Origin of the sequence: Arhodomonas aquaeolei DSM 8974 (assembly GCF_000374645.1) — a bacterium.
GTDB lineage: Bacteria > Pseudomonadota > Gammaproteobacteria > Nitrococcales > Nitrococcaceae > Arhodomonas > Arhodomonas aquaeolei.
This window is the reverse complement of sequence record NZ_KB894804.1, coordinates 76726-94816: the sequence shown is the minus strand read 5'-3', so window position 1 is coordinate 94816 and position 18091 is coordinate 76726. Positions and strand designations below refer to the sequence as shown.

The 18091-nt window shown below is 67.1% G+C and carries 15 protein-coding genes and 1 tRNA gene; all 16 read right to left on the bottom strand.

Annotation, left to right across the window (positions count from 1 at the left end):
• Positions 1-4 precede the first annotated feature (4 nt).
• Complete coding sequence (gene rpsO, locus C516_RS0107290; protein WP_018717707.1) at positions 5-277, bottom strand: 30S ribosomal protein S15; 273 nt, start codon at positions 275-277, stop codon at positions 5-7.
• A gap of 112 nt (positions 278-389) precedes the next feature.
• A complete protein-coding gene (gene truB, locus C516_RS0107285) occupies positions 390-1310 on the bottom strand; it encodes a tRNA pseudouridine(55) synthase TruB (protein WP_018717706.1) in 921 nt (306 codons plus the stop codon).
• Complete coding sequence (gene rbfA, locus C516_RS0107280) at positions 1310-1696, bottom strand: 30S ribosome-binding factor RbfA (protein WP_018717705.1); 387 nt, start codon at positions 1694-1696, stop codon at positions 1310-1312. Before rbfA ends, truB begins: the two co-directional genes overlap by 1 nt.
• 21 nt (positions 1697-1717) lie before the next feature.
• Positions 1718-4366, bottom strand: a complete 2649-nt coding sequence (infB, locus tag C516_RS0107275) for a translation initiation factor IF-2 (protein ID WP_018717704.1) — start codon at positions 4364-4366, stop codon at positions 1718-1720.
• Positions 4367-4449: 83 nt separating this feature from the next.
• Positions 4450-5949 carry a transcription termination factor NusA gene (gene nusA, locus C516_RS0107270; RefSeq protein ID WP_018717703.1) on the bottom strand — a complete coding sequence of 500 codons (1500 nt, stop codon included), beginning with the start codon at positions 5947-5949 and terminating at the stop codon, positions 4450-4452.
• Between the two features lie 13 nt (positions 5950-5962).
• On the bottom strand, positions 5963-6424 hold the full coding sequence (gene rimP / locus C516_RS0107265) for a ribosome maturation factor RimP (RefSeq protein WP_018717702.1): 462 nt from the start codon (positions 6422-6424) through the stop codon (positions 5963-5965).
• Between the two features lie 127 nt (positions 6425-6551).
• Positions 6552-6628 (bottom strand) — tRNA-Met (locus tag C516_RS0107260).
• Positions 6629-6758: 130 nt separating this feature from the next.
• Positions 6759-8198, bottom strand: coding sequence for an NADH-quinone oxidoreductase subunit NuoN (gene nuoN / locus C516_RS0107255; RefSeq protein ID WP_018717701.1), 1440 nt, complete (start codon positions 8196-8198; stop codon positions 6759-6761).
• A gap of 54 nt (positions 8199-8252) precedes the next feature.
• The gene (locus C516_RS0107250) at positions 8253-9767 is read right to left on the bottom strand and encodes an NADH-quinone oxidoreductase subunit M (protein ID WP_026321007.1); all 1515 of its coding nucleotides are present in this window, start codon (positions 9765-9767) and stop codon (positions 8253-8255) included.
• Between the two features lie 63 nt (positions 9768-9830).
• The gene (gene nuoL, locus C516_RS0107245; protein ID WP_018717699.1) at positions 9831-11846 is read right to left on the bottom strand and encodes an NADH-quinone oxidoreductase subunit L; all 2016 of its coding nucleotides are present in this window, start codon (positions 11844-11846) and stop codon (positions 9831-9833) included.
• Between the two features lie 4 nt (positions 11847-11850).
• Positions 11851-12156, bottom strand: coding sequence for an NADH-quinone oxidoreductase subunit NuoK (nuoK, locus tag C516_RS0107240; RefSeq protein ID WP_018717698.1), 306 nt, complete (start codon positions 12154-12156; stop codon positions 11851-11853).
• Positions 12157-12197: 41 nt separating this feature from the next.
• Positions 12198-12812, bottom strand: a complete 615-nt coding sequence (locus tag C516_RS0107235) for an NADH-quinone oxidoreductase subunit J (protein ID WP_026321006.1) — start codon at positions 12810-12812, stop codon at positions 12198-12200.
• Positions 12813-12854: 42 nt separating this feature from the next.
• A complete protein-coding gene (nuoI, locus tag C516_RS0107230) occupies positions 12855-13343 on the bottom strand; it encodes an NADH-quinone oxidoreductase subunit NuoI (RefSeq protein WP_018717696.1) in 489 nt (162 codons plus the stop codon).
• A 13-nt stretch (positions 13344-13356) separates the two neighbouring features.
• The gene (gene nuoH / locus C516_RS0107225; RefSeq protein WP_026321005.1) at positions 13357-14376 is read right to left on the bottom strand and encodes an NADH-quinone oxidoreductase subunit NuoH; all 1020 of its coding nucleotides are present in this window, start codon (positions 14374-14376) and stop codon (positions 13357-13359) included.
• Positions 14377-14413: 37 nt separating this feature from the next.
• Positions 14414-16813: an NADH-quinone oxidoreductase subunit NuoG gene (gene nuoG, locus C516_RS0107220; protein WP_018717694.1), complete on the bottom strand. Its 2400-nt coding sequence runs from the start codon at positions 16811-16813 to the stop codon at positions 14414-14416.
• Positions 16810-18090 (bottom strand): NADH-quinone oxidoreductase subunit NuoF, encoded by a 1281-nt coding sequence (nuoF, locus tag C516_RS0107215; RefSeq protein WP_018717693.1) that lies wholly within the window; start codon positions 18088-18090, stop codon positions 16810-16812. The genes nuoG and nuoF overlap by 4 nt, the downstream gene beginning before the upstream one ends.
• Position 18091: the final 1 nt, after the last annotated feature.

Sequence of the window (18091 nt, the reverse complement as noted above, 5' to 3'; positions counted from 1 at the left end):
CGGCTTACTTGCGCAGGCCGAGGCGTTCGATGATCGTCTGATAGCGCTCACGGTTCTTGCGCTTGACGTAGTCCAGCAGCTTGCGACGCTGGTTGACCAGCTTGAGCAGCCCACGGCGGGAGTGGTGATCCTGCTTGTGGGTCTGGAAATGCTCGGTGAGGTGCTGGATGCGCGCGGTCAGCAGCGCGATCTGGACCTCCGGCGAACCCGTGTCGCCCTCGGTGCGCGCGAAATCCTTGACGATTTCGTGTTTCTGCTCGGCAGAAAGAGAAGACATCAACTGCTCCTGGTTATCTCGATGTTCCCGAAAGACGCGTATTCTATCCCCGCGGCGGCCTGAGGAACAACCAAAACCGCGGGGAAACGGATCGTTACGTCACCCACGGGCCTCACCCGGTGGCGACGAGACGCTTGGGCGCGATGCGGCCGTCGTCGAGTACCGTGCCCATGCCGAGGAAGCGCTCGCCCTCGGCGAACAGCCGTACCCAGCCCTGCCCCGGCGCCCGCGGCACCCACACCGGCTGCCCCTGGCGGACGTAGGCCGCCAGATCGCCGCTGAGGTGGATGTCCGGCCAGTCACCGAGGGCCTGCTCCATGGGGATCAGGCGCTGCTCCAGCGCGGCACGCCCCTCGTCCCCGTCGAGCGTTTCCAGCGCCGGCAGGGTGACGAGCGCCGCCTCGTCGCGAAACGGCCCGAGGGCCGTACGGCGCAGGGCGGTGACGTGCGCGCCCGGGCCGACGGCCTCGCCGATATCCTCGACCAGGGTGCGCACGTAGGTGCCCTTGCTGCACGCCACCTCGAGGGTGGCGGTATCGCCGTCGATCGCGAGCAGACGCAGCTCGTGGATCGTCACCGGGCGCGGCGGGCGCTCGACCTCGCGGCCCTCACGGGCCAGCTCGTAGAGCCGCCGTCCCTCGTGCTTGAGCGCCGAGTACATCGGCGGCACCTGCTCGATCGCCCCCTCGAAGCGCACCATCGCCGCCCCCAGGGTATCGCGGTCGAGACCGATGACCGGCCGCTCCGCCACCACCTCGCCCTCGGCGTCACCGGTGTCGGTCACGCAGCCGAACCGGGCGGTGACCCGATAGCGCTTGTCCGCATCGAGGAGAAAGGCGCTGACCTTGGTCGCCTCGCCGAAGCACAGCGGCAGCAAGCCGGTGGCGAGCGGATCGAGGCTGCCGGTGTGGCCGGCCTTGCGCGCATCGAGCAGCCGGCGTACCCGCTGCAGCGCGTGATTGGACGTCACGCCGGCGGGCTTGTCCAGCAGCATGATGCCGTGGACGTTGCGTCCCTTGCGTCTGCGACCCATCAGCTGTCCGGGTTGTCGTCGTCCGTCCCGTCGTCCCGCGCGACGGCCTCGTCAATGAGGCGCGAGACACGGGCACCGCGGTCGAAGGATTCGTCGTACTCGAACACCAGCGCCGGGACCTGGCGCAGCCGCACGCGGCGCGCGAGCTGCGAGCGCAGGAAACCGGCCGCGTGATTGAGCGCCTCGACGGCATCAGCGGAGGCCTCGGCGCTCGCCCCGAGCACGGTGACCAGCACCCGCGCGTGGGCGAAGTCACGGGTCACCGAGACCTCGGAGACCGTGACGGAACCGACGCGCGGGTCGCGCACCTCGTCGCGGATGAGCTCGGCGAGCTCGCGCTGGATCTGCTCGCCGACCCGCCTCGTCCGGGAGAAATCACGTGCCATTAACGTCCCCCGTCCCGGCGATCACAGCTCACGCCGGATCTCGACGCGCTCGTAGCACTCGATCTGGTCGCCGACCTTGACGTCATTGTAGTTCTTCACGCCGATGCCGCACTCGGTGCCGGCACGAACCTCATTGACGTCGTCCTTGTGGCGGCGCAGCGACTCCAGCGCACCCTCGAAGATCACCACGTTGTCACGCAGCACGCGGATCGGGTTGTTGCGCCGGACCACGCCCTCCTCGACCAGGCAGCCAGCGATCTGGCCGAGCTTGGAGGAGCGGAAGACGTCCATGACCGCCGCCTGACCGATGATCTCCTCGCGCACCTCCGGCTCCAGCATACCGCTGATGGCGTTGCGGAGCTGATCGATGGCGTCGTAGATCACGCTGTAGTAGTGGAGCTCGACGTCGTTTTCCTGGGCCGCCTTGCGCGCCTTGCCGTCGGCGCGGACGTTGAAGCCGATGAGCAGTGCCTCGGAGGCCAGCGCCAGGTTGACGTCGCCCTCGTTGATCGCGCCCACTCCGCTGCTGACGACCTTGATCTTGACCTCGTCGTTGGAGAGGTTCTGCAGCGACTGGCCGAGCGCCTCCACGGAGCCCTGCACGTCGCCCTTGATCACGAGGTTGACGGTCTTGACCTCGCCCTCGCCCATCTGGGAGAAGAGCTCGTCCATCTTGGCGGCCTTCTGGGCCTGCAAACGCTTGTCGCGGCTCTTCTCGCGGCGGCCCTCGGCGATCTCGCGGGCCTTGCGCTCGTCCTCGAGCACCAGGACCTCGTCGCCGGCCTCAGGCAGACCGGAGAGACCGAGCACGACCACCGGGGTCGACGGACCGGCGTCGTCGACGCGGTTGCCGCCCTCGTCGAGCATCGCGCGGACGCGCCCGTACTCCGTGCCGGAGAGGATGACGTCACCGGTGTGGAGCACGCCGTTGCGCACCAGCACGGTCGCCACCGGGCCGCGCCCCTTGTCGAGGCTGGACTCGATAACCACGCCGTTCGCCGGGCAGTCCACCACGGCCTTGAGCTCGAGGAGCTCCGACTGGAGCAGCAGCGCCTCGAGGAGCGCGTCGATGCCCTGGCCGGTCACCGCGGAGACGTTCACGAACTGGGTGTCGCCGCCCCACTCCTCGGGGATGACCTCGAACTGGGTCAGCTCCTGGCGCACGCGATCCGGGTCGGCGCCGGGCTTGTCGATCTTGTTGACGGCCACGACGATCGGCACTCCGGCCGCGCGGGCGTGCTTGATCGCCTCCTGGGTCTGCGGCATGACGCCGTCGTCCGCCGAGACCACCAGGATGACCACGTCGGTGACCTGCGCACCGCGGGCACGCATGGCGGTGAAGGCCTCGTGCCCGGGGGTGTCCAGGAAGGTCACCATGCCCTGGTCGGTCTTCACGTGATATGCACCGATGTGCTGGGTGATGCCGCCGGCCTCGCCGGACGCCACCTTGGTGCGGCGGATGTGGTCGAGCAGCGAGGTCTTGCCGTGGTCGACATGGCCCATGATGGTGACCACCGGCGCCCGCGGCTCGCGCTCGCCCTCGGGCTCCTCCGCCTGGGCGAGGATCTCTTCCTCGGCGGCGTTCTCGTTGACCACCTTCGGACGGTGCCCCAGCTCCTCGACGAGCAGCACGGCGGTGTCCTGGTCGATGGCCTGGTTGATGGTGGCCATGACACCCTGCTTCATCATCTCCTTGATGAGATCCGCCGCCTTGACGCTCATGCGCTGGGCGAGATCGCCGACGGTGATGCTCTCGGGCACCTCCACCTCGCGGACCACCGGCTGGGTCGGACGCTCGAAGCCGTGCTGCAGCTGCTCGGCGGCGCCACCGGCACGACGCCCCCCCCGGCGACCGCGACCGCCGGCACCCTTGGTCTCGGCGCCCTTCTTACGCGCCTTGCCCTTGCCCTTGGCTGCCTTGCGCGCGGCCCGCTCCTCGGCCTCACGCTCGCGCTTCGCCTCCGCCTCGAGACGCTTGCGCTCCTTCTCTTCCTCGATTTCCTTCTGGCGCTGGGCCTCGGACTCGTTGGCCTCCTCCGTCTCCTCGGCCTCGTCCGCCGCGGTGGCCTCGTCAACGGGCTCCGGTTCGGCTACGGGCTCGGCCTCCTCCGCGGGAGTCTCCTCGGCGGCGGGCGCCTCCTCGGCCTCCGGCGTCGACTGCTCGTCGGCCTCGGCCTGCTCCGGGACGGACGCCTCGCCGGCCGCTTCGGTGGAGACGGCCGTCTCCGATGCCTGCGGCTGCGGCTCCGGCTGGGCGTCCGGACGCGCCAGGGCGTCGTCGAGTGCCTCCTCGAGGACACGGGCATCGCGCTCGTGCTGCTCCGCCTCGACGACACTTCGCTTGACGTACGTGCGCTTCTTGCGAACCTCGACGTTGACGGTGCGCCCGCCGGTGCTGCCCCGGCTGCCGCGCCCACCGGCACCGCCGGGCACGCGGATCTGGCTGTGACTCTTGCGCTTGAGCGTGATCTGCTTGGGACCGGGACCGGCCTCGCTGTCACCGCGACCCGCGGCCTTGCGCAGGTGCTCGACGAGCGTGGACATGTCCTCGCGGGAGAAGGTGGAACTCGCGTTCCGCCCCTCGATGCCGGCCTCATTGAGCTGGGTCAACAGGCGGTCCACGGGGATGCCAGCGGCCTCCGCGAAATCCTTGATCGTCGTATTCGCCATAAACTTCTACCTCCGGTCCACCTGTTGCCGAGCGCCGTTTCCGAGCGGGTAGCGACGACGCCTCCCGTCGCCGCGGGCCCCGTTCAGGACTCCCCGTCCTGCTGCTCGGCGAACCAGGGCTCGCGCGCCTTCATGATGAGCGCCGCGGCACGCTCCTGGTCCATGCCCTCAACCTCGAGCAGGTCGTCCACCGACTGCTCGGCCAGGTCCTCCATGGTGGTGATGCCCTGCTGCGCCAATGCCTGGGCCAGCGTCTCGTCCATTCCTTCCATGCCGAGCAGGTCCTCCGCCGGCACCTCGCCCGCGGCCTGCGCCCGCTCGGCCTCGCGCTCGGCCAGCACATCCCGTGCCCGCGCACGGAGCGCCTCGACGATATCCTCGTCGAAATCCTCGATCTCGAGCAGCTCCGCGGCGGGCACGTAGGCGATCTCCTCGAGGCTCGAGAAGCCTTCCTCGACCAGCACCGCGGAAATGTCCTCGTCCACGTTCAGCGTGTCGACGAACATCTGCAGCAGCTCCGCGGTCTCCTGTTCGCTCTTCTCGCGGGCCTCGTCGGCGGTCATCACGTTCAGCTCCCAGCCGGTGAGCTGACTGGCGAGGCGGACGTTCTGCCCGCCGCGGCCGATGGCCTGGGAGAGCTGATCCTCCGCCACCGCGATGTCCATGCTGTGACGATCCTCGTCGACGACGATGGACTCGACCTCCGCCGGCGCCATCGCGTTGATCACGAACTGGGCCGGGTTCTCGTCCCACAGGATGATGTCGACCCGCTCGCCGGCGAGCTCGTTGGACACCGCCTGCACGCGCGAGCCACGCATGCCGACACAGGCCCCGACCGGATCGATGCGCGGATCCAGGGCATGTACCGCGATCTTCGCGCGCATGCCCGGATCACGCGCCGCCGCCGGCAGCTCCAGCAGCTCCTGGCCGACCTCGGGGACCTCGAGCTTGAACAGCTCCAGCAGGAATTCCGGCGCGGTGCGGGAGACAAAGAGCTGCGGACCCCGATTCTCGGAACGGACCTCCTTGAGGTAGCCCCGCAGGCGGTCACCGGGGCGCACCGCCTCCCGCGGGATCATCTCCTCGCGGGGGATGAAGGCCTCGGCGTTGCCGCCAAGGTCCAGGTAGATATTGCCCCGTTCGACACGCTTGACAATGCCGGTGATGAGCTCGCCCTCGCGCTCGTGATAGGCCTCGACGACCTTTGCGCGCTCGGCCTCGCGGACCTTCTGCACGATGACCTGCTTGGCCGTCTGGGCGGCGATACGACCGAACTCCACCGACTCCATCGGTTCCTCGATGGTCCCGTCGATCTCGGCCTCCGGATCGCGCTCGCGGGCCTGTTCCAGGGTGAGCTCGCGGTCCGGCTCCTCGAGGGCCTCGTCCTCGACCACCGTCCAGCGCCGGAACGTGCTGTACTCGCCGGTGCGACGGTCCACGCTCACGCGCACATCCATCTCGCCGCCATGGCGCTTGCGCGTCGCCGAGGCGAGCGCCGCCTCGATGGCCTCGAAGATGACCTCCTTGTCCACGCCCTTCTCGTTCGAGATGGCATCGACAACCAACAGGACTTCTTTGCTCATTGATTACTCCAGCTCACCGGCCTTCGGGCTCCAGCTCGAGATTGGCGCGATCGACCACTTCCAGCGGCACGAGCACCTCCTCACCGTCTTCGTCGACCGCGACGGCGTCGTCACGCAGACCGCGCAGCACGCCGCGGACACTGCGCCGGCCGTCGTGGCGGCCGCGAATACGGATACGGATCCGCTCGCCCACGAAGCGGTCGTAGTCCGCGGGCTTGAACAGGGGACGCTCGAGCCCCGGCGAGGAGATCTCGAGGTTGTATTCCGCCGGGATCGGGTCCTCGACGTCGAGCACACCGCTGACCTGATGGCTCACCGCCTCGCAGTCGTCGACGTCGATGCCCTCCGGCGTGTCGATGTAGATCCGCAGCAGCCCGCGCTTGCTGTTCGGGTGGTACTCCAGGCCAACGAACTCGTAGCCCATCGCCTCGACCACCGGCTGCAGGATCTCGGTCAGTCTCTGTGCCGCCGCCATGCCGTCTGTATCGTCCCCACAAACAAAAAATGGGCCACGTCGGCCCATTCTTCGAAAAACCGCTGCGGCGGCGCCGTGGCTGCGCCACCTACAAAAAAAGGCCGCAAGCGGCCTTTTCGAAGATGCCTGGTAGCGGGGGCAGGATTTGAACCTGCGACCTTCGGGTTATGAGCCCGACGAGCTGCCAGACTGCTCCACCCCGCATCTGACAAACAGTATTCTAACCGCGGCGTTGCGCCTTTTGCAAGCCCTCTTGCGAGGATCCCGCGGGGCGTTGACCCCGCCGCGGAGGACGTATGATACGCCTCGCGACGGGCAATGCAACCCTCCCGTGCTACCCGCCGAAGGCCGCGCGACAGACCGCGAACAGCGCACCGGGGAACAGCCCGAGACCGAGGATCGCCACGCCGTTGAGCCCGCAGACCCAGCGCACGGTCGCGGAGGCGGGAATCGCCTCGGCCTCGCCCTCGATACGCTCGAAGTACACGGCCTTGAGCACGCGCAGATAGTAGAAGGCGCTGATCACCGCGAACAGCACCGCGACCACCGCGAGCCAGACATGCCCCGTATCGATCACCGCCTTGAGCACCGCCCACTTGGAGTAGAAGCCCACGGTCCCGGGCACACCGGTCATCGAGAACATCACCACCAGCATGACCAGCGCCATACCGGTGCTGCGATCGTTGAGACCGCGCAGGTCGGCGATCTCGTCGGCCTCGTGGCCCCGGCGCGAGAGCACCATGATCATCCCGAACGCCGCCGCCGACATCAGCGCATAGCTGATCGCGTAGAACAGCGACGCGGCATAGCCCTCTTCCGTGCCGGCAATGAAACCGAGGAAGAGGAAGCCGATGTGGGCCACCGTCGAGTACGCCAGCAGCCGCTTGAAGTTGTCCTGCACCAGCGCGAACAGCGAACCCACGGCCAGCGATGCCACCGCCATGAACGTCGCCATGACCTGCCAGTCGCCGTGCAGCGCGCCGAGCCCCTCCGCGACCAGGCGCAGGAACAGCGGCACGGCGGCGACCTTGGACACGGTGCCGATGAACATCGAGGTCGGGGTCGCCGCGCCCTGGTAGACGTCCGGCACCCACATGTGGAAGGGCACCGCGCCGAACTTGAAGGCCACGCCCACCAGCGCGAAGGTCAGGCCGAAGGCGAGGAGCATGTTGTCCGGGCCGCCCGCCGCCTGCGCCGCGATCTCCGCCAGCTCCAGGCTGCCGCTGCCGCCGTAGATCATCGACATGCCGTAGAGCAGCATGCCCGAAGACAGCGCGCCCAGGACGAAGTATTTCATCGCTGCTTCGGAGGCAATACGGCTGTCCCGGTCAAAGGCCACCATCGCGTACAGCGCCAGCGACATGAGCTCGAGGCCGAGATACAGCGTGAGCATGCTGCCCGACGAGGACATGACGAACCCGCCGAGCACCGCAAACAGCCCGATCAGGTAGAACTCGCCACGCAGGAGGTTGCGCTGGCGCAGATAATCACGGCTGTAGGCGAACGCCAGGAAGGCGAAGCCGGCGATGCTCACCTTCAGCGTCGCGGCCAGACTGTCGGCGACGTAGGTACCGTTGAAGTCAACGGTATCCACGCCCCACTGGCTCTGCACGGCGAACCACATGGCGCCGAGCAGCGCGATCTGGCTGAGATAGAACGCCGGGGCGCTCTCGCGCCCGGTGGCGAACAGATCCGCGACCAGGACCACGCAGATCATGGCGAGCAGCCAGATCTCCGGGAGTGCCAGCGAGAAGTTGGGGATCACGAACGACATAGAGTACCTCGAGCCTATTCCTTTGGACGCGCCGTCCCGTTCAACCTCTGGACACTAGTTGGCCGCCATGACGATATTCGCCAGGTGCGAGAGTGTCGGCTCCATGACCTCCACGAGTGGCTGCGGCCACACGCCGAGGGCCAGCACCGCCAGCGCCAGCACGCCCAGGATCAGGAACTCGCGGCGATTGATATCACGGAGCGCCGCCACACCCTCGTTGGCGACCTCGCCGTAGACCACCCGCTTGATCATCCACAGCGTGTAGCCCGCCGCGAGCACCAGCGTAGTGGCCGCCAGGAACGCGAACCAGAAGTCCGCCTGGAAGGCCGCGAGCACCACCATGAACTCACCGACGAATCCGGATGTGCCCGGCAACCCGGCGTTCGCCATCGCGAACATGACGAAGAAGCCGGCAAACATCGGCATGCGGTTGGCCACCCCGCCGTAGTCGGCAATCCGCCGCGAATGCAGTCGGTCATAAAGCACGCCGACGCACAGGAACATCGCCGCGGAGACGAAACCGTGAGAGATCATCTGCACCGCCGCGCCCTCGAGGGCGAGCACCACGCCGGAACCCGAGACCGCCTCGGAACCGGCGATGCGGAAGATGGCGAAGAACCCCAGGGTGACGAAGCCCATGTGCGCGATGGACGAGTAGGCGATCAGCTTCTTCATGTCACTCTGGACGATCGCCACGAGGCCGATGTAGACCACCGCGATCAGCGACAGCGAGATCATCAGCCAGTCGAGCTGCACGCTCGCCACCGGGGTGATCGGCAGGCTGAACCGCAGGAAACCGTACCCGCCGATCTTGAGCATGATCGCCGCCAGGATCACGGAGCCGCCGGTGGGCGCCTCGACGTGGGCATCCGGCAGCCAGGTATGCACCGGCCACATGGGCACCTTCACCGCAAACGCGGCGAGGAATGCCAGGAAGATCATGGTCTGGATGGCCGGGTCCAGGCCCAGTCCGTAGAAGTCCGGGATCGCGAAGCTGCCCGCCTGATAGCTGAGGTAGATCAGCGCGACCAGCATCAGCACCGAGCCGAGGAACGTATACAGGAAGAACTTCAGCGTGGCGTAGATACGGTTCGGTCCGCCCCAGATACCGATGATCAGGAACATCGGGATGAGCATGGCCTCCCAGAACACGTAGAACAGGATGGCATCCAGAGCGCTGAACACGCCCACCATGATGCCCTCCATCACCAGGAAGGCGGCGAGATACTGCTGCGGCTTGTAGCGGATGACCTCCCAGCCGGCGATCACCACGAGCACCGTGGAGAACGTGGTCAGGATCACCAGGGGCATGGAGATGCCGTCGACGCCGAGGAAGTACTCAATGCCGAAGGTATCGATCCAGGTCGTGCGCTCCACGAACTGCATGGCCGCGGTGCCACTCTCGAAGCCCGCCCACAGGGCGAGACTGAGAACGAAGACCACCACACTGATCGCGAGCGCGAGCCGCCGACTGAAATCGGCCGCCCGCTCGCCAGTCATCAGCACCGCCAACCCGCCGAGAATGGGCAGCCAGATCAGCAGGCTAAGCACAGGCCAACCTTCAAACATTCGCTCATTCCTTGCCGTCGTTGTATCGAGATGCGCCGTGCAGCGCGCCGGTCGCGGCGCGCACTAGGCGAACCAGCCCTGCCAGCCGCCCACGAGCCAGGTGAGCAGGATCAGCAGGCCGATGATCATCGCGAACGCATAGTGATAGAGGTAGCCGGACTGCGCGCCACGCACCAGCGCCGCCACCCGGCCGATGGTCCGCGCCGTGCCGTTGATCAGCACGCCGTCGATGAGCCCGGCATCACCGCCGCGCCAGAGCACCCGGCCGATACCGCGCCCGAGGCCAGCGAAGCCATTGATCCACAGCGCATCGAAGCCGTACTTGCGCTCGAGGATCCCCCCGACCGGCCCGAAGGCGCGCCGCACGCCGGGCAGCAGCCCCGGGCGTGCGATATAGAGCACCCAGGTCACCGCGACACCGGCCACGGTGAGCCAGAAGGCGGGGTTGACCAGCGCGTGCACGCCGAAGGAGACCGGGCCGTGCCAGACCTCCTCCGCCATGTGATGGAGGACGTCATGCGCCTCGGCGACGTGGATGGCACCGCCGAAGTAATCGCCGTAGAGCACGGGACCGGTGGTGAACCAGCCGATGACCACCGAGGGGATCGCGAGCAGGATCAGCGGCACGGTCACCACGCGCGGGGACTCGTGCAGGTGCTCGCGGGTATGGGCGTCCATGCGCTCCTTGCCGTGGAAGACGAGGAAGAACAGCCGGAACGAGTACAGCGCCGTGACGAACACCCCGAGGAGCACACACCAGTAAGCGAACTCGGCCCCCGGCCGGCCCTCGGTGGCGGCGAGATGCACCGCCTCGATGATGGCGTCCTTGGAGTAGTAACCGGAGAAGAACGGCGTGCCGATGAGCGCGAGTGTACCGACCAGCATGGTCCAGTAGGTCACCGGCATGTACTTGCGCAGCCCACCCATCTCGCGCATGTCCTGCTTGTGGTGCATGGCGATGATGACCGAGCCCGCGCCGAGGAAGAGCAGCGCCTTGAAGAAGGCGTGGGTCATGAGATGGAACACACCCGCCGCGTAGGCGGACGCCCCCAGGGCCACGAACATGTACCCGAGCTGCGAGAGCGTGGAGTACGCGATCACGCGCTTGATGTCGTCCTGAACCAGGCCCACCAGGCCCATGAAGAACGCCGTGATGCCGCCGATGACCAGGATCACCGACAGTGCGGTGACCGACTGCTCGTAGAGCGGCGACATGCGCGCGATCATGAAGATGCCCGCCGTGACCATGGTCGCGGCGTGGATGAGCGCGGAGATCGGCGTGGGACCTTCCATGGAATCCGGCAGCCACACGTGCAACGGCACCTGCGCGGATTTCGCCATCGCGCCAATGAGCAGCAGGATGCAGGCGACGGTCGCGACCAGCGCCTCCCCGCCGAACAGCGTCATGGTCTCGCCCGTGCTCTGCGCAGCCGTGCCGAACACCTGCGCGTAGTCCAGGCTGCCGTAGTACATGAACACCGTGGCGATGCCGAGCACGAAACCGAAGTCACCGACGCGGTTGACCAGGAACGCCTTGAGATTGGCGAAGGTGGCGCTCGGGCGATTAAGCCAGAACCCGATCAGCAGGTAGGAAACCAGGCCGACGCCTTCCCAGCCGAAGAACAGCTGCATGAAGTTGTTCGCCATCACCAGCATGAGCATGGAGAAGGTGAACAGATTGATGTAGCTGAAGAATCGCTGGTAGCTGGCGACACCGGCACCGCTGCCCGCCGGCCAATTGTGCTCGTCGTCCGCCATGTAACCGATGGTGTAGATGTGCACCATCAGCGACACGAAGGTGACGACCACCATCATCATCGCGGTAAGCCGGTCCACCAGGAAGCCGACCTCGACGGTCAGACCCTGGATCGCGGCCCAGGTATAGACCGCCCCGTTGAACGGCTCCGCCGCCCCGGAGAGCTGGCCGAACAGGGTCACGAACGACAGCGCGCAGGAGATCGCGACCGCGCCGATCGCCACCCGATGGGCCCCCACCCGGCCGAGCCGCCGGCCATAAAGGCCGGTGACCGCGGCCCCGATCAGGGGCGCCAGAACGATGAGCAGATATACCGTCTCCATTCGATCAGCCCTTCATGCTGTCAAGGTCGCCGACATTGATGGTGTCGCGGTTGCGGAACAGCACCACGAGGATCGCCAGTCCGATGGCGGACTCGGCAGCGGCCACCGTAAGGATGAAGAACACGAACACCTGTCCGTGGATATCCCCCAGGGCGCTGGAGAAGGCGATGAAGTTGAAATTCACCGCCAGCAGGATCAGCTCGATGGACATCAACAGGATCAACGCGTTCTTGCGGTTGAGAAAGATCCCGGCCACACCGAGGCTGAACAGGATCGCCCCGAGCACCAGATAATGCGACAGTTCCAGCATGCGTTCGTCCCGACCGTCTTGGGGTTTGCGAGGTCTATCTATCAGTCCCGTTTCTCGGGATTCATGCGCACCACGCGCAGCCGTTCGGCCTTCCTGGTGTGCACCTGTTTGGCGATGTCCTGATGCTTCGTGCCCGAGCGCCGGCGCAGCGTGAGCATGATCGCGGCGATAATCGCGAGCATGAGCACCACGGCGGCGACCTCGAACGGATAGACGTAGATCGTGTAGAGCACGTTGCCGATCAGGGCGGTGTTGCTCTGGGCCGTGCCCACACCGCCGAGCGCCTCACTGGCGCCGCCGGCGAGCCCGACCGCCGAGAGCTCGCCGGAGCCCAGCACGAGCAGCATCTCCAGCAGCATCGCCGCGCCCACCAGCACCCCGACGGGCAGATAGCGGGCAAAGCCCTCGCGCAGCGGTGCGACGTTGATGTCGAGCATCATCACCACGAACAGGAACAGCACCATCACCGCGCCCACGTAAACGAGCACCACGGCGATGCCGAGGAACTCCGCCTGCGCCAGCAGCCAGAGCACGCCGCTGTTGAAGAACGCCAGCACCAGGAACAGCGCCGAGTGCACCGGGTTGCGCGCAGTGATGACCATGGTGGCGGCAAAGATCAGCACCGCCGCGAATACGTAGAAGATGATCAGCTCAATCACGTCGCCTTCTTCCTCGTTGGCCTGTGACGCCCGCGGGGCTCACCGGTACACCGCGTCCGCGGCCCGGTCCCGGGCCAGCTGCGCCTCGTACTCATCACCGAACGCCAGCAGCTGCTGCTTGTTCACGATCTGCTCACCGCGCTCCTCGAAGTGGTACTCGAACTCGCGGGTCTCGACGATCGAGTCCACCGGGCAGGATTCCTCGCAGAAGCCACAGTAGATGCACTTGAACAGGTCGATGTCGTAACGCGTGGTCCGCCGCGTACCGTCCTCGCGCGGTTCGGACTCGATGGTGATCGCCAGTGCCGGACAGACCGCCTCGCAGAGCTTGCAGGCGATACAGCGCTCCTCGCCGTTGGGATAGCGGCGCAGAGCGTGCCGCCCGCGGAAACGCGGCGACTGGGGGGCGCGCTCGTCCGGGTACTCGATGGTGTACTTCGCGTCGAACAGATGCCGGCCGGTGAGCTTCAGGCCCTTGAGCAGCTCGACCAGCAGGAAGCTGTTGAAGAAGTCGCGAATCGCTTGCATGGGAGCCTCCAGCTCAGAACCAGGGGCCGAACCCGGTGAGAATGAACACCGACTCGACGACCAGCCAGACCACGGTCACCGGGATCAGCACCTTCCAGCCGAGCCGCATGATCTGGTCGTAGCGATAGCGCGGGAATGTGCCGCGGAACCAGATGTAGCAGAACAGGAAGAACGCCACCTTCAGGCAGAACCAGATCATGCCCGGGACCAGATCGAAGATCGGGCCGAGCACCGGCAGACCGTGAAACGGCGAGTACCAGCCACCGAGGAACATGATCGCCGCGAGCCCGGAGATCAGGATCATGTTGGCGTACTCGGCGAGGAAGAACACGGCGAACGCCATGCCCGAGTATTCCACGTGGAAGCCCGCAACGATCTCCGACTCGCCCTCGGCGACGTCGAACGGCAAACGGTTGGTCTCGGCAACGCCGGAGATCCAGTAGACGATGAACAGCGGCAGCAGCGGCAGCCAGAACCAGTTCCAGATCGGGCCGGCCTGGGCCTCGACGATCTCACTGATATTGAGGCTGCCCGAGGCCATGAGCACGCCCACCAGGGCGAAACCCATGGCGATCTCGTAGGAAACCACCTGGGCGCCGGCGCGCAGCGCGCCGAGAAGCGCGTACTTCGAGTTGGAGGCCCACCCGGCGACGATAACGCCGTAGACACCGAGCGAGGCCATCGCGAGGACATAGAGCAGGCCGGCGTTGACGTCCGCGATCACCAGCCCCTGGCCGACGGGCAGCACCGCCCAGGCCGCGAGCGCCGGCATGATCGAGAGCATGGGCGCGATCACGAACAGGCCGCGGTTCGCGTTCAGCGGCAGCACGATCTCCTTGAGCATGAGCTTGAGCGCGTCCGCGAACGGCTGCAGCAGTCCATAGGCCCCCACGCGGTTGGGGCCGCGGCGCAGCTGGATCCAGCCGATGACCTTGCGTTCGGCATAGGTCATGTACGCCACGGCGATCAACAGCGGCACCAGCAGCACCACGATTTTCGCCAGAATCCATACTAGCTCGAGTATTTCAGCCATGCCTGTCTCGCTTTGCCCTCGATGCAGCCGCGCATGCTCACACGCGCGTGACCGTGACCTCACCCATCAGCGGCCCCAGGGCCTCGCTGCCCTGCAGCCCGGCATCCACCCAGACGGTCTCCGCCGGGACCGCGGCGTCCACCGTCACGGTCAGACGGCTCGTCGCCTCGCCCTGGCGCACCTCAACGGTCTCGCCCTCGTTGATACCCAGCGCCGCGGCGGTCGCCGGGGCCAGCACCGCACTCGCCGGACGCGCCTGCGAGGTCCGCTGCAGGGCCTCGCCGCGGCGCACCAGCGCGTCGGTGCCATAGAGCGCGACGCCGCCGGCACGCATCAGCCCGGAGGGCGAGCGCGGTTCGAGGGTATCGTTTTCCCACGCGAGCATGTCCGGCTCGCCGCCGCGGACCCGCCCGCGCAGATCGGCGTGGATCTCGTCCGGTGCCTGGTAGTCGTAGCCGTCCAGATCCAGCAGGTTGCCGAGCACCCGCAGCAGACGCCAGGCCGGACGGGCCTCGCCCACCGGACGGCCGACGCCCGCGAAGGTCTGCCAGTCACCCTGGGCGTTGACCAGCGTTCCGGCGGTCTCGCCGAAGCTCGCCACCGGCAGGATGACGTCCGCCCAGGCCTTCATGCGCGGCGTCGCCCAGGGGCTGAGCGCCAGCGCGAACTCCGCCTCACCGAGCGCCCGCTCCGCGGCGGCGCCGTTCCAGAAATCGTGTTCCGGCTCCACGCCCAGGGTGATGAATCCGGACATGCCCTCGCGGATCATCGCCCCGGCATCCCGGCCGCGGCCCTGTCCGCCACCAACCTGACGGTGGGGCACGGCGCCCGCGAGCCAGCCGCCGGCACTGTTGCCCCCGGCCGTCAGGACACCGAAGGACGCGCCGGCAGTGCGGGCCACGTAGGCCGCCAGCGCGCGCAGCTCGGCGCCCGCCGGATGGCCCTCGACGAGCCCGCCGGTGAGCACGGCGGCATCCCCGGCATTGGCGAGCGCATCCGCAATGCGGCGGTGCTCGTCCCCGACCGTGGCACCATAGGCGGCGACCCACTGCGGCAGGGACTCGCCCCGGCTCTCTGCCAGCGCGGTCGCGACGGCCGCTGCCGCCTCGACCATGGCACCGGGATGGACCACGTGCTCCAGGGTCGGACGGAAGTTCCAGTCGTGAGCACGCGGGTTGAGGAACATGACGTCACCGCCGCGCAGGCTGGCCTGGCGGAGCCGGTGGTTGAGCAGCGGCACCTCCCAGCGGGGATAGCCACCGACCACGAATGCCGCGTCCACGCTCTCGAAGTCCGCGATGGGCCGCCCCAGCGACGGGCGCTCGGGGGCGTGATCATCGTCCCGGAAATCGGCCTGGCGCAGGCGATGATCGATGCTGTCGCTGCCCAGGTCACGGACCAGACGCGCCAGCAGGTACATCTCTTCGGTGGTGGCCGAGGGCGAGACCAGCGCGCCCAGGGCCTCGCCGCCGTGGCGCGAGACCACGGACTTGAGCGCCGAGACGGTGTGCTCCAGCGCCGTCTCCCAGTCCGTCTCGCGCCACTGGCCGTCGAGCTTGATCATCGGCCGGGCGAGTCGGTCCTCGCTGTAGACACCCTGGTAACCGAAGCGGTCGCGGTCGGCAATCCAGTTCTCGTTGACCGACTCGTTCTCCCGCGGCACGACACGCTTGATCGTCCCGCGCACGTGATGGAGGTTCAGATTGGCGCCGACGGGGTCATGGGGACTCACCGAGGGGTGACTGAGCATCTCCCAGGCACGGGCCCGGAAGCGGAAGGGCTTGTTGGTCAGCGCGCCCACCGGGCAGAGGTCGATGATGTTGCCCGAGAGCTCGGAGTGAACACCATGCCCGACCCAGGTGCCGATCTCCATGTGCTCGCCGCGGTACATGCCGCCGAGCTCCGAGGTCCCGGCGATTTCGTCGAGGAAACGCACACAACGGGTGCAATGAATGCAGCGCGTCATCTCCGTGGCAACGAGTGGGCCCAGGTCCTCGTCCTTGACCGAGCGCTTGCGCTCGACGAAGCGGGAGACACTCCGGCCGTAGCCCATGGAGACGTCCTGGAGCTCGCACTCGCCGCCCTGATCGCAGATCGGGCAGTCCAGCGGATGATTGATCAGGAGGAACTCCATCACGCCGCGCTGCGCCTTGAGCGCGCGCTCGGACTGCGTGGAGACCGTCATCCCGTCACCTACGGCGGTGGCGCAGGCGGGAAGCGGCTTGGGCGCCGGGCGCCCGTTCATCTCCACGTCCACCAGGCACATGCGGCAGTTCGCCGGCACCGAGAGCTTGCGGTGATAGCAAAAGCGCGGGATGTCGATGCCCTGCTCGTCGGCGACCTGGATGATCGTTGCGCCCTTGGGCGCGGCGACCTCGCGGCCGTCGATGGTGACGGTGACGGTGTCCGGCTTCGTTTCCTCGACCTTCGCGTTCATGCTGCCGCCTCAACCATGGAGCGCTTGTGCTCGATGTAGTACTCGAACTCGTGGCGCCAGTATTTGAGCACCCCCTGCACCGGCCACGCCGCCGCCTCGCCGAAGGCACAGATGGTATGCCCGGCGATCTGGCCCGCCGCCGCCTCGAGCAGCTCCAGGTCCTCGGCGCGACCACGACCCTCGTAGATGCGCTTGATCACCCGGTGCATCCAGCCCGTGCCCTCGCGACACGGGGTGCACTGACCGCAGGACTCGGCGTAGTAGAACCGGGAGATGCGCATCAGCATCTTGACCATGTCGGTGGTCTCGTCCATTACCACGACCGCACCCGAGCCCAGGCCGGACCCGGCCTTCTGGATGGAGTCGTAGTCCATGTTCATCTCCATCAGCACGTCGGCCGGGAGAATGGGCATGGACGAGCCTCCGGGGATCGCGGCCTTGAGCTTGCGCCCACCGCGCATGCCGCCGGCCATCTCCAGGAGGTCACTGAACGGCGTGCCCAGCGGGATCTCGAAGTTACCGGGCCGCTCCACATGCCCGGAGACCGAGAAGATCTTGGTGCCGCCGGCATTGGGGATGCCGAGATCCAGGAACCAGTCCGCACCGTTGCGGATCACGGAGGGCACGGAGGCCAGGGTCTCGGTGTTGTTGATCGTCGTCGGCCGGCCATAGACGCCGAACTGCGCCGGGAACGGCGGCTTGTTGCGGGGCTGGCCCTTCTTGCCCTCCAGCGACTCCATCAGGGCCGACTCCTCGCCGCAGATGTAGGCACCCGCGCCGAGGTGGTTGTAGAGCTCGAAGTCGAAGCCGGAACCGAGGATGTCCTCGCCCACGTAGCCCTGCTCGCGCGCCTCCGCCAGTGCCTGCTCCATGCGCTCGAACGGTTCCTTCATGAACTCGCCGCGCAGGTAGTTGTACCCATGGGTCGCGCCCATGGCGTAGCCGGCGATAACCATGCCTTCGATCAGCGCATGGGGGTTATAGCGCAGGATATCGCGATCCTTGCACGTACCCGGCTCCGACTCGTCGGAGTTGCACAGCAGGTACTTCGGCCCCGGGGCATCCTTGGGCATGAAGCTCCACTTCATCCCCGCCGGGAAGCCGGCACCGCCGCGGCCGCGCAGGGAGGACTTCTTGACCTCCTCGATGACGTCGTCCCGCGACATGCCCTCTTTGAGCACACGCTGCAGCGCCTGGTAGCCGCCGACCTTGAGGTAATTCTCGAGCGTCCACGGCTCGTCGAATTGCAGCGTCGCGTAACAGACCTCGTTAGCCATG

What these genes read in the sequence shown, in the direction of transcription:
- rpsO (WP_018717707.1), bottom strand. Translation starts at nt 277, where the DNA reads ATGTCTTCTCTTTCTGCCGAGCAGAAACACGAAATCGTCAAGGATTTC.
- truB (WP_018717706.1), bottom strand. Translation starts at nt 1,310, where the DNA reads ATGGGTCGCAGACGCAAGGGACGCAACGTCCACGGCATCATGCTGCTG.
- rbfA (WP_018717705.1), bottom strand. Translation starts at nt 1,696, where the DNA reads ATGGCACGTGATTTCTCCCGGACGAGGCGGGTCGGCGAGCAGATCCAG.
- infB (WP_018717704.1), bottom strand. Translation starts at nt 4,366, where the DNA reads ATGGCGAATACGACGATCAAGGATTTCGCGGAGGCCGCTGGCATCCCC.
- nusA (WP_018717703.1), bottom strand. Translation starts at nt 5,949, where the DNA reads ATGAGCAAAGAAGTCCTGTTGGTTGTCGATGCCATCTCGAACGAGAAG.
- rimP (WP_018717702.1), bottom strand. Translation starts at nt 6,424, where the DNA reads ATGGCGGCGGCACAGAGACTGACCGAGATCCTGCAGCCGGTGGTCGAG.
- nuoN (WP_018717701.1), bottom strand. Translation starts at nt 8,198, where the DNA reads ATGTCGTTCGTGATCCCCAACTTCTCGCTGGCACTCCCGGAGATCTGG.
- C516_RS0107250 (WP_026321007.1), bottom strand. Translation starts at nt 9,767, where the DNA reads ATGTTTGAAGGTTGGCCTGTGCTTAGCCTGCTGATCTGGCTGCCCATT.
- nuoL (WP_018717699.1), bottom strand. Translation starts at nt 11,846, where the DNA reads ATGGAGACGGTATATCTGCTCATCGTTCTGGCGCCCCTGATCGGGGCC.
- nuoK (WP_018717698.1), bottom strand. Translation starts at nt 12,156, where the DNA reads ATGCTGGAACTGTCGCATTATCTGGTGCTCGGGGCGATCCTGTTCAGC.
- nuoI (WP_018717696.1), bottom strand. Translation starts at nt 13,343, where the DNA reads ATGCAAGCGATTCGCGACTTCTTCAACAGCTTCCTGCTGGTCGAGCTG.
- nuoH (WP_026321005.1), bottom strand. Translation starts at nt 14,376, where the DNA reads ATGGCTGAAATACTCGAGCTAGTATGGATTCTGGCGAAAATCGTGGTG.
- nuoG (WP_018717694.1), bottom strand. Translation starts at nt 16,813, where the DNA reads ATGAACGCGAAGGTCGAGGAAACGAAGCCGGACACCGTCACCGTCACC.
- nuoF (WP_018717693.1), bottom strand. Translation starts at nt 18,090, where the DNA reads ATGGCTAACGAGGTCTGTTACGCGACGCTGCAATTCGACGAGCCGTGG.